The organism is Dyadobacter koreensis (assembly GCF_900108855.1).
GTDB classification, from domain to species: domain Bacteria; phylum Bacteroidota; class Bacteroidia; order Cytophagales; family Spirosomataceae; genus Dyadobacter; species Dyadobacter koreensis.
In genome coordinates this window covers 321,371-333,562 of sequence record NZ_FNXY01000008.1, presented here as the reverse complement: position 1 = coordinate 333,562, position 12,192 = coordinate 321,371, and the positions used below count along the sequence as shown (strand labels likewise).

Annotated in this window: 11 protein-coding genes; 1 reads left to right on the top strand and 10 read right to left on the bottom strand. The window is 39.8% G+C overall.

All coding sequences use genetic code 11. From position 1 onward, the window contains the following. The first annotated feature begins 224 nt into the window (after positions 1-224). On the top strand, positions 225-416 hold the full coding sequence (locus BMY70_RS24800; protein WP_090339609.1) for a cold-shock protein: 192 nt from the start codon (positions 225-227) through the stop codon (positions 414-416). Between the two features lie 58 nt (positions 417-474). Here the strand turns inward: BMY70_RS24800 and BMY70_RS24795 are convergent, their stop codons facing one another. The 10 genes from BMY70_RS24795 to BMY70_RS24750 form a co-directional block, all read right to left on the bottom strand. Then, positions 475-1,407 (bottom strand): polysaccharide deacetylase family protein, encoded by a 933-nt coding sequence (locus tag BMY70_RS24795; RefSeq protein WP_090339606.1) that lies wholly within the window; start codon positions 1,405-1,407, stop codon positions 475-477. A 101-nt stretch (positions 1,408-1,508) separates the two neighbouring features. Next, entirely contained in the window at positions 1,509-2,930 is a 1,422-nt protein-coding gene (locus BMY70_RS24790; protein ID WP_090339603.1) for a DUF4153 domain-containing protein, read from the bottom strand. 148 nt (positions 2,931-3,078) lie between these two features. Next, positions 3,079-4,401 carry a DEAD/DEAH box helicase gene (locus BMY70_RS24785; RefSeq protein WP_090339601.1) on the bottom strand — a complete coding sequence of 441 codons (1,323 nt, stop codon included), beginning with the start codon at positions 4,399-4,401 and terminating at the stop codon, positions 3,079-3,081. A 45-nt stretch (positions 4,402-4,446) separates the two neighbouring features. Beyond that, positions 4,447-4,923, bottom strand: coding sequence for a hypothetical protein (locus BMY70_RS24780; RefSeq protein ID WP_090339598.1), 477 nt, complete (start codon positions 4,921-4,923; stop codon positions 4,447-4,449). Between the two features lie 79 nt (positions 4,924-5,002). Next, complete coding sequence (locus tag BMY70_RS24775; RefSeq protein ID WP_090339595.1) at positions 5,003-6,025, bottom strand: aldo/keto reductase; 1,023 nt, start codon at positions 6,023-6,025, stop codon at positions 5,003-5,005. Positions 6,026-6,097: 72 nt separating this feature from the next. Further along, positions 6,098-6,478, bottom strand: coding sequence for a co-chaperone GroES (locus BMY70_RS24770; RefSeq protein WP_090339592.1), 381 nt, complete (start codon positions 6,476-6,478; stop codon positions 6,098-6,100). A 157-nt stretch (positions 6,479-6,635) separates the two neighbouring features. After that, complete coding sequence (locus tag BMY70_RS24765) at positions 6,636-8,096, bottom strand: MBOAT family O-acyltransferase (protein WP_090339589.1); 1,461 nt, start codon at positions 8,094-8,096, stop codon at positions 6,636-6,638. A gap of 21 nt (positions 8,097-8,117) precedes the next feature. Continuing rightward, positions 8,118-9,818, bottom strand: coding sequence for a hypothetical protein (locus BMY70_RS24760; protein WP_090339586.1), 1,701 nt, complete (start codon positions 9,816-9,818; stop codon positions 8,118-8,120). Next, the gene (locus BMY70_RS24755) at positions 9,811-11,226 is read right to left on the bottom strand and encodes a DUF6056 family protein (protein ID WP_090339583.1); all 1,416 of its coding nucleotides are present in this window, start codon (positions 11,224-11,226) and stop codon (positions 9,811-9,813) included. Before BMY70_RS24755 ends, BMY70_RS24760 begins: the two co-directional genes overlap by 8 nt. Continuing rightward, positions 11,219-12,169 carry a glycosyltransferase family 2 protein gene (locus BMY70_RS24750; protein ID WP_090339580.1) on the bottom strand — a complete coding sequence of 317 codons (951 nt, stop codon included), beginning with the start codon at positions 12,167-12,169 and terminating at the stop codon, positions 11,219-11,221. The genes BMY70_RS24755 and BMY70_RS24750 overlap by 8 nt, the downstream gene beginning before the upstream one ends. Positions 12,170-12,192 lie beyond the last annotated feature (23 nt).

Here is a 12,192-nt window from a genome sequence, read left to right as displayed (position 1 = left end):
AAAACAAAGAAACACAAGAAACGTTTTCCTTGCCGTAAAAAAAATCGTTGTAAAAAGTCTCGGTTAATGCATGTTTAAACATCCGAGAAGGCAGTTTTAAATACTCTACAAATTCTATGGAATTCGATTAATTTTTACTTTTTCTAAATAATTAAAATCTTTTCTCTTGCATATCCAAAAGACGTTCGTATATTTGGTCTTCAAAATATATAAGAACAATACTAATGGCAGAAGGTACAGTAAAATTTTTCAATGATTCCAAAGGATTTGGTTTCATTTCTCCATCTAATGGAGACCAAGACATTTTCGTTCACGTTTCAGGTCTTCAAGACGATATCCGTGAAAATGACAAAGTGTCTTACGAAGTAGAAAATGGCAAAAAAGGTCTAAACGCAGTTAACGTTAAAGTTATCTAAGTTTAATCATAATATCATTTGGAAAGCCTGTTACCGAGTAGCAGGCTTTTTTTGTGCCTTAATTTTTCTTTTTATTACGTTCTTCAAAGGCACTCTGAATTTCCGGATTAAGTGGCTCGCTCTGCATCATTTTTCTTCTCAAAACTACATCAGGAATCCATCTGTATATCCAGGAAAAACCAGCTTTCCCATAATAATAAAGCTGAAATTCATAAACCGGATCGCTCATAGCTTGGTCGAGACTGATAAACTGGTATTCCTTTTTCTTTAATTCATCAATTATTCTTGGGAGATAATCCGCGTTTAAACTGTTGTCATGGCAAAGATAAATCTGTTTGATCGGCCGGTTATAAAGTTGCGTAGAAAGACTGTCGAAATAGGAAAATAACCTGACAGTGAAATCGACATATTGATTTCCAATCCATTCAGCCCTCTTTTTATCCTTTGCTGAGATGGCATCTTCATATAAAATCGCGTACAGCCAATCTTCACTTTCAACCGTAAAGGGCGTCGATATATAATTTCTATCCGCAAGAAAATTTAGAGCAGTTACTTGTTCCAAACTATCATTCCCGGCTCCATTAAACGGAAATCTAAAATATTTTGATTCTTTATTCAGCTCTTTTGCAAACTTCCTGGTTAATAATTCACCTTGTACTACATCGTTTTTAAAGGCTTCAAACCCGACTTCCGCATAATTCTTATGCTCAAAACCATGATTTCCCGGGGTCACGTATGGCTTGGAAATCCATGTTTTCAGTAAATCTTTATTCTTGTCAACTTCATTCGTCAACTGCAAATTTCCTTCATTAATAAAAATAGCAACCGGGATTCGGAGTGAATCCAGTTTTCTTTGGAGAAAAGAATTAAAATTTTGCTGCTTGTAAAGATGTGTATTCGGAACGTCGTCAATAGTAACAGAAACACTGCGTTGCGCGAATGACGAAGTTGTCAGAAAAAATAAAGTACAAAAAATGGCTAGATTTTTCATTTAACGGCTAAGGATATCTGATTTAGGAAGTAACCAAGATACTCAAATCGAAACTATTTTCTGTAAAAAGAAAAAGGATCGGGAAGTTGCGAATAATTTCGCTATTGATTCTTCAATTGTTCGCGAAGCCATATTTTGTCGAAGGTTTCGTCCTGCCAGGCAAAAGGCAAATTGACATTTGCAATTTTTTGCAAAATTTCTGCTTTGTAGGGCTCCATCCGAGGATCATTATCTTTCAATAATTCTTTTAAATAAGGAAGTTTAGTTTCATCCAGACTCAACAGATAACCGATATCCAGGAATTCTGCATAATTTGGATTATACCAGGTTATGAGCCTATCCCAGTCGACGAGACAGTAGCTGGAAATCGCGAAATACATCACCCAGGTATTTTGGCGAATCAAGTACCAGTTCGTTTTTAATTTATAGATTTTCACAAGTGTCAAATAGAGCCCGATTGTAGTCAGAAACATACCGATGAATACCCAGATACGCTTGTAAGTCAGACCAAACGAAGTAATGTACAATGTATTTTTATAACATGTAAACAAAATCAGAATACCGTTCAAAGCAATCCAGATTACGGCAAGACTAACAAGTTTTCCCTTTCTAACATAAAAATTCTGATTGCCTCTAAAATAGAACATAATCAATAATATGGCTACTACCACGCTGATAACCAGCGTTTCAAAACCCTGATGAACCTGTTGAGAATAGCCTGCCGGGGAGTGATTCAGCGAAGGCAAAAAGACCTGAAAAATATTAAAAATTAAAAACACCACAATCAGCAGATTAAGCATAGAGAACATAATCACACCTTGCATATTCTCATAAATCAATCCAATTGGTTTTCCAGGATTACTTTTCCGTCTGATTCGCGACAGTAGATCAGGTTCTTCCAAATCTCGCTCTGTAAGATTTTTCAATCCCCGGGAGAAGAATAACGGACAAATAATGATCGCGCCAAAAAGTGTGTAATTGATTAACCCAAAGTCCAGCTCCCAATCAGGTAAATTAATTTCCAGGAAAAAATCGGGGTTTGCCGCCCTGTACAACATATAAAAAATGGCAGTAACCGTGATTGGCGCAACATATAGTGGTATCTTTTTAAAAGACCAGACAAAACTCCTACGTTGTGAAACCTCATCTCGAAAAAGTTTGTATCCGTTAGCTATCGTTCTTAGAAACCCAAGTAAAACTGTGCCGTAAACTCCGTTAGCAAATGCGACAAGCAAACTGCTGCGAGCAGAAAAAACATAACCCGCCAATACAACGAAAGTCAGATTATAAACAGCGGCAATCCCGAAAGTCGAGTGCCATGCGGCGCTTACCGCAATGATTAAATGTCCAGTCACCGCCATCCGCCAGAACTTTTCCCGATACAATCCATGATACCAGGTAGTCAAACCCACAACCATAACGGAAAAAATCAACGCATTGATTCCCGTATTATGACCATAAAATAAAAATGTGTGAACAGCGGTTAATGAAAACCAGAGAAGGCAAGTACGAATTTTGTCCATAATCTCAATATTAAAAGTACTTTGAATTACAAAGTAAATAAATTTAAGATTAGAAAAACAAGGGAACCGAGAACTTATTTTAAAGCACAAAAAAGCGGATAAGATTCCGGGAGAATCCTATCCGCTGCTAAATAGTGTTACCTGTTACTTACCGCGCAACCTCTATTTTAAATTTCTTTCCTTTCATTTTCTCATCGGAAATTAGTCCGAGCATTGATTTTACCTGATTTTTTCTTACTGCCGCAAAGGAAATATTATCCTTCACCTCAATCAAACCCAGATCTTGTTTTTCGAGCTTTCCTTTTTGTAAAAGGAAACCGACAATATCCATTTTGTTCAATTTATTCTTTTTCCCTCCGCTGATATAAATCGTTGTCCATTCTGATGGCTCCGGTAAATTTAGCTTCGCCGGAAGATCGAGAACGGGTGGCTTCCGATCGATATAATTAGGTAATACTTCGTCAGAATTTAATAATATATAAGCCGTACCTTCTGATAACATTCTTGCCGTCCTGCCATTTCTGTGCGTAAACTCATCACTGCGCATCGGCAATTCAAAATGTATAACGTGCTTCATATCAGGAATATCAAGCCCTCTTGCAGCAAGATCCGTTGCAGCAAGATATAACACTGAACCATTCCGGAAGCGAATCAATGTCCGTTCTCTTTCTTCCTGTTCCAGTTTGCCGTGAAAGAATGCACAGTCGATACCTTCTTCTTTCAAGATTGTACTTATCTTCTCAACACTTTCTCTCTGATTACAGAAAATTAAGGTAGATTCTGATCCCAAGAAGCTTAGCAACTGGATTAATTTCTCGGTTTTATCCTTTTTATCCGACAATACAAGCTTAACCGACAATCCGCTGTTTCCTTTTTTATTCTCTATAAAATCAAGCTCAACCGGATTTTTAACACGTGTAAAAGCGGGGACCTTCGTACCTGCCGTTGCGGACACAAGAATCGTTTTTTTCAAGGCACGCAGGTTACTCATGATCTCGGTCATTTCATCCTGAAAACCAAGTTCGAGCGACTTATCAAATTCGTCCAGGATCAGTGTAGCGATTTTGCGGGTTGTAAAAGTTTTACGGAAAATGTGATCCATAAGTCTGCCCGGCGTTCCAATAATCAACGCCGGAGCCTCACTTAAACTTCTGATTTCCGTTTGCATATCGTGGCCTCCGTAACAGCAGGTAACTTTGAATCCGGTTGACATTTTACGCCAGACTGTTTCAATTTGGAGTGCAAGTTCCCGCGTTGGAACAATGACAACAGCCTGTACATCAAGCACATCTTTTTGAAGAATTGACAACAATGGCAGTAAAAAAGCCAGCGTTTTTCCTGAACCCGTTGGCGACAACAATAGTATTTCAGCGTTCTCCTGAATTGCAGTATTCGCTTGCTGTTGCATTTCATTTAACGCAGTTATTCCCAGCGATGAGAGCGTGGTCTCTAAATTTTCGTGATTTGACATAATACAAAGGTACTCCGTTCTGTGACCAAAACCGTATGGCAGAAATTATTTGATTTTTATAGTACCCTTAAACGATTCAGCAGCACTGTGCAAAGTCAAGCCCAGAAATTTCCATTCATGTATTCCATCAGCTTCATATTGTTTTAACCCAGCCTTATCAAAAACGTTGGTCCGTGTGGGGAGCCATTCATGACCGATTACAAAACCAGATTTAATCGTTGTAGCATAAAATCCGGCGTTATTCAAACTTTCACTTTCAAGATAAAGCAGATCCAGGTTGAACAACATTTTATTGTCTACATTTTCCATCACGATAACCTGCTTATTAGCGTCCGTAGTTTTACCCAAATCCGATTGGCTATTGGTAACAGAAGTCTTGATAAATGATAAGCAACAAACCACAAAAATGGCGGCAGAAAGTGTTCCAAGATTTTCCCGAATCGATTTCAAAACGCTGAATGAGATAAAAAGGAACCATACCAGTGCTCCAAGATTCAAAAGCGACCATAAAAAATATATCATTGTAAATTTTAATTAGTGGTGATAAAAAGTGAAAGCAGCCAGATTCCCAGCTGCTTTTCACTTCAAGAAATTTTTAAATTTATTGCGGAATCCGGTCTCTTCCCTGACGCTCGAACATCCATTGCGGGTATTCCGTATTCAGCAGACTGATCTCATAAAGCTGCGCCAGATCAGATTGTGACAGAGAAACCGTTGTGGCAGCGATATTATCTTTTAACTGTTCAGGCTTTTTGGCACCGATAATTACGCTTGTCACGCTTTTTTGACTTAACAACCAAGCCAAGGCAATTTGCGCAACCGATACTCCATGCGCTTCTGCAATGGGTTGTATCACCTCAACGATATCATAAGCTTTTTCTTTGTCAATTGGCGGGAAGTCAAAATTATCGCGGCGATTATCTCCCGAAGTCTCATTACCCCGGGTATATTTTCCCGATAAAAAACCACCTGCCAATGGGCTCCAAGGCATTAAAGCAAGGTTTTGATCTTCCATCATCGGGATCAATTCCCGTTCCAGATCACGGCCGGCGATTGAGTAATAATGCTGACAGGCTACAAATTTTGTCCAGCCATTTTTTTCAGCAATACCGTTTGCTTTCATGATCTGCCAGGCTGCATGGTTACTTACGCCGAGATAACGTACCTTTCCCGAACGAACAATATCTTCCAGACCACGCATGGTTTCTTCAAGCGAGGTATAAGCATCCACACCGTGCACATAAAATAAATCAATATGATCAGTTCCTAAACGGCGCAGGCTGTCCTCTACAGAATCCATAATATGAAGCCTGGAAAGACCAATCTGATTGGCTCCCGGAGCCATTCTACCTCTGGCTTTTGTAGCTACAACAACCTCGCTCCTACTGATACCCAAATCTTTAAACGCCTTACCTAATATTTCCTCTGATTTGCCGTAGGAATAAACATTTGCTGTATCAAAGAAATTTATTCCGCTATCAAAAGCAGTTTTCACCAATGCATTTCCGTCTTCCTGCTGAAGCTTACCGATTGCTTCCCAATATCCATCTCCGCCGAAAGTCATTGTTCCAAAACAAAGTTCCGAAACCAGGACACCGGTACTCCCTAAAAACTTATACTTCATAAAATAGTTTGTTTTTGAATGAATACTATAATCGTCCTTAAATTTAAGGTTTATTTCAGCAGACGGAAATTATTATTCAAACAAATCTTCGGAGCGGTCCAGCATCAAAATTGAACCCTGCGGAACGATCACATATTTTTCTCCATCATATTCCAGGTCGATTGCATTGCGCTGAAGGTATATGGCGATATCCCCTTCCTTGGCCTGCAAAGGCATATATTTCAACTTTTCTTCTGTTTCTTTCCATGGCTCGTCTTCTGAGGCAGAAGGGATTGGGTATCCGGGGCCAACTTTGATCACATAACCACTTTGTACCTGTTCTTTTTCGGTGACTGTTGGCGGCAGATATAACCCGCTGTTCGTACGGTCAGTAGGACTTTTTGGCTTAATCAAAACACGGTCTCCTACAATGATCAATCTTCTTAATCGGTTGTCAGCTGTAACTTCGTACATATATAAATCTGTCGCAGGGCGACTTTATGGTTGATTTGATAAAACCTGGTCTAAAAAATAATACTCGCAGATTTTTCTGTCAGGTTGGCAGAAATTAATAAATACAAGAATCCACCCCTCAAAAAAACTTTGAATTTCTGACAGATGTTTCCGGAAATCAAAACTGGAAATAGATAAACTGATTTGTGATAAACACGCCCAGGAAGTAAGTCGCGAATGAAAGCGTGACAAAAAGAACAAAAAACGCCGTTGTGTTTTTTGTAGGGATATTTTGGTAATAGTGTTCCTTTATCAATAAAAACAAGATCAAAAATGCACAAAACCACATTTCAACATGGTTGAAGGGTGTATTGATTTTATCACTCAGTGAGACAGTCGTTATTTTTTTTAAAATTGTGACTGACTTGGTAATATTATTCCTGAAAAACACCCAGGCGAGTGTCACTAGGCTGAAAGTGATCAACACATTGAATACTCTTATTATTGCATTATTTGGAATGGAAATCCCTGCGTTTTTCATCCATTTATCGCGCAAGGCAGCTGTTACCTGATAAGTCCCGTGAAGTCCTCCCCATACTACAAATTGCCAAAATGCTCCATGCCATAATCCGCTGACGAGAAAGACAATGAATTGATTTCGATACTTTTTAAGTTCTCCGTGGCGGTTTCCTCCTAATGGAATATACAGATAATCCCGAAACCAGGTCGATAACGAAATATGCCACCGCCCCCAGAATTCTGCCACAGATTTCGATTCATAAGGTGACCGAAAATTATCCATCAACGTGAAACCCATCACCCTGGCTGCTCCGATAGCAATGTCAGAATAACCCGAGAAATCGCAATAGATCTGGAAAGAATAAAAGACCATCGCAGTAGCCAAAGTCAGTCCGTTTTGATCAGAAGGCGTCAGGTAGGCATGATCCACAACCTGCGAGAGACGGTCGGCAATGACAATTTTCTTGAAAAAACCGAAAGCCATCTGCATCAATCCGGACTTTACCAGTTCAAAATCATACTTGAAATAGGAATGGAATTGAAACAGCATATTCTGCGGACGCTCAATCGGCCCAGCGACCAGCTGGGGATAAAACATCACATACAGCGCGTAAATCCCGAAATGACGTTCGGGTTTCTGATTGCCGCGATACACTTCAATGGTATAACTCATGGCCTGAAAGGTGTGAAAAGATAACCCAATCGGCAATAATACATGATTCGCGTTATCAACCATCCAGACTAAGACGGACTGAGGAATCACTCTTTCCAGGTTCGGAACTATTGGCCTGAGGCCTATACTTTGAACGACATGATTGACAGAATCTTCAAGGAAATTGTAGTATTTAAAAAAACAAAGTATACCAATATTGGATATCAAACTGATGATCAGTAAAAGCTTTTTCCTCTTTTGGTCCTGTGTTTGTGCGATCCAGATTCCGGCGTAATAATCGATGACAATTGTTCCAAACAGGATCAGGATGAAGACCGGTTTGAAAACCATGTAAAAATAACAACTTGCTGCAAGCAAAAGAATCCATCGTCCACGCCAGGACAAGCTGAAATAAGCCAGCGTAACGACAATAAAAAAGACAAGAAATTGTATCGAATTAAAAAGCATCAGTAACGAACGCGCATAGTGTTATTGAATAATTACTTTCTGGTCGGTTTTAAAAATCCGGGTACCATTTTTTGATACATTCCAAACGCCGACTTCATACGCTCCGGAGCGGATTGTTCCTTTCGGACCGATAGCACCAGAGTTGTTCAACGGAAAAGAGAAGAGATATAGGTTATCTTTTGATTCCAGAATCGCATAATTTCTTTCCCCAGGGTTAGTTGGCATTTCCTGCGTTATACTTAAAACATCAGGTGACAATTCGTTTACTGTAACCTTTGTTAAAACTGCCGAAGAATCTCTGAGTGTTAATTTATCCTCATCCAAATGAATCAGCGGCTTCGGCAAAGAATATATTCTCATTTTATCCACTTTCAATAAAGTCGTCGCCAGCATGGTTTCGAAAGGGTTGTTTTTTGTCGCTCCCAATCCGATTCCATTTCGTTTTTGATTAAAAGCAAAAGCGGTTCTGGCTATCGAAGTTTCCTCAACAATGGGGATATAATTAATCAGGGTCGAAGCCCATACCAGGATCGAAACAAACAAAGTTGCACCGAAAATGCTGAGTTTATTCCTTCTGTTGAATGATTGGATAACCAAAATATATATTACCGACGTCATTACAGCAGGATACATTTTATAGGTGCTCCACAGAATAATATGCGGATCGAAACGGGTCCGGAAAACAACAACGAGCATCATACTGATCAAAACATAAACCAATGTCCCAAGCCAGAAAGCATTCCAGCGATTATTATCGTTTTGAACTTTCGGCAAATGATGGAATCGCTTTGCCAGACTTTCAGGTATCCAGCTGCCCCAAAACGGAGAAGTGGACAATATTCCGATCAGCCAGATTATGAAAACAAAAAATAAACCGAAGCCTGCAAGTGTTGGAATAATCATTCTTTTTGCAAAAGCCGCATTGGCAATAACATCAAAATCTCCACCGAGCATTGTGAAAAATGCAATGAATGTTCGGAAAGGATATTGTAAAATGTAGTCAAAAGCTTTGTCATTTCCCTGGACAAAATCAAATCCATGGAAGTATAGATAAATAGCGATTGCACCTGAAAAGATCCACAAAACGGAATCCCGCCAGCGCGCCTGGAATAATAAGAGTACTAATCCGGAAGGCCATACCATCATGCCGTTTCCCATACTAAAGGTATCGATGTAAGCCAGAAAAATGGCCAGAAAAAATGGCCAGGCTCTTTTTTTTGCAAGAAAATATAAACTTGCTACGGACAACAAAATCACCATCTGATACTGCAATGACATGATCGTCATGAAAGTACCTGCGTAGGATTGAAAGTTGAATATAAAAAAAGCGATCGGGACAGCCAGAAACCATTTACCACCCTGGCGGAGGTAAGTGTATGTGATAAATCCAAATAAAACGAGTACACTCAGATTTCCACAAAATGCCAGATCCCTGAAATTCAGTTTGTTGGTAATGAGGTATTGTCCTAAAACAATCAGACGTGCGGCAAGAACGCGGTGTTCGTTATTCGGAAAAATGATGGTCTGCCATTTTTCAATCAGCGATGGTGCTTCAATCCAGTTGACCAGGAAATAAGGAATATTCTCAATATCATCAAACCACGGAATATTGATACTGTATTTCGCGCAGAGGTAGTAAAAAATCACGATTACGCCCAGCGGAAGCAAACCGAGAAGATACCGGACAGGAAGCGGAATTTCTTTATCGAGACTGTTATTCATGTTTATCAACCATAATTATAGCCTCTTTACCAAAATAACCCGCCATACACTTGTTCCACAAAAACTGTTTATTTTCCTGAATATCATCAAAATAAAGTGACAGCGGCCTTGTCTTGATTGGCGGCAAATATACAACGGCGTCTTTCGAACTTTTTATCAATGCATAACGCTCTTCCGTCTCCTTACTGAAAGCTGCTGCTCTGCCTTTGAATAAATCGCTGTAAATCATTTTTACATTTGTGCTCCTAAAGAATGAAAACGCGATAGAAACGACCAGCAAAGAATACAAAACGCCATAACGTAAGAATGACAGAGGAAACTGACCAGAATACTTTCTATTGCAATAGTGGAAAATTACACCAACGACATAGAACCATCCGATCAGAAAAAACAGATAAACACAATTTACCGCCCTCGACGACGGATCTATTCCGATACCATAATACGATGGAAAAATCTGGGCAGATAAAACACCGATATAAAGCAAAACGGCAAACCAGACCGGCATCGAAAAATATTTCCTGGCACCGACAGATATTTTGGACAGTACAATAAGCCACGCCAAAGAAAAAATCAACAATGGCGTTTTAAAAATCCAGCTGAAACTTGATACAGCCAGATATTTGAAAGACGAAATGAGAGAAAAACTAAAATTCCGGCTTAGGGGATTTCCATCCAGGCGTGCCTGATTGCCAGGAGCCATAAAAAAGAAATAACACGATATACCAGCCACGATCAGCATACTGATCATCAGACCGTCTGTCTTTTGATGAAATACGAGGCGATAAAACCATAATGCAGCGAGCAATACGATCATGATCAACAGATTAGTTTCGCTGCATCCGATAACGGCAAAAATGAAAAAGTTGGCCAGTACAGCCAGCAGCATTTTTTTCGTATCCTGACGGTACCAGTCCAGAACGACCGAAACCCATAAGAGCGTGAAAATATTTGGAACCGTGTAGGTTACGAATGAGGCCATCCAGTAAAAACCTTCCACGATACTCGCCATTTTCAAAATGTAAAGAAAGAAGACGATCCCGGCAAAACCCAGATGAGCTGCCCGGGACAGCGTAGGCGTGAGATGCCTGAATAAATTGTATAAAGCGAAAATCAATCCGGCAAATAAAATAACCGGCAAGACTTTAAATCCAATGATGGAATGAAATAAAAGCGGATTGGAATGATTTAAAAAAATTCCGAAATAACGTCCCGTCCATCCTGAATAGTAAAAATTCATAGCTTCCAGCCAGCTGTATTTAAAAACTGTATCGATGTAACAGTAATCGTCGGCGGGCGAAGGATGGTTGAAATAGGAAAGCGCCAGCAAAGGCAAAAGCACGCTTAACAGAAGCAGCATGTTTATAGAATTGCCAACGGTGCGGTATTTCTTGTAAAATCTATTCATTAACTGTTTTTTCAATAATGTAACGTGGACGGCCTTTTACCTCTTCGTAAATTTTACCGATATACTCTCCTATCAACCCCAGCGCCATCATGTTGGAGCCGCTGAAAAAAGTGAGAGGAAGCATCGTCGACGTCCAACCCGGAACAGTATGTCCGATTAAAAATGAAAAAAATATGTAGGCCACAATCACCATCGCGACCATAAAATTGAAAAAGCCAAAATAAAGCACCAATCGCATTGGGAACGTTGAAAAGGAAGTAATTCCATTCCAAGCAAAAAGCAGCATCTTACTCAGTGGATATTTTGTCTCCCCGGCTACCCGTTCCAGACGGTTATACACGACCTTGTCGTTCCGGAAACCGACCAGCGGCACAATCCCGCGGAGAAACATATTGATCTCCTTAAAATTACCAAGCTCCTGAAGTACGCGGCGATCCATCAGGCGAAAGTCGGCATGATTAAAGACAACCGGAACCCCCATTTTCTGCATCAATACATAAAAACCTTCAGCCGAAAAACGCTTGAACCAGCTATCAGAACTTCGGTCTCCCCGAACGCCGTACACAACCATTGCACCTTCACGGTGTTTTTCGATCATGGAAGTTATCGCATTGATATCATCCTGTAAATCAGCGTCGATTGTAATGAAGCAATCAAAATTATCTATATGCTTTTCAAGACCGGCCATAATTGCACTCTGATGACCAAAATTTCTTGAAAGTTTTACTCCAATAATCGTATCGTCCTGCTGGCACAAATCTTCAATAATGTCCCAGGTCTTATCCCGGCTACCATCATTTACAAAACAGATTTTGCTATTCGCAGCAATAAGTCCCCGTTCTTTAATACCAGCATAATAGGTTTTAAGCGTTGAGTAGGTAAGATTCAAAATCGCTTCCTCATTGTAACATGGTACTACTAAAAGCAGACGAGATGGATTCATGTTAAGTGTTTTGTTGACGCGAC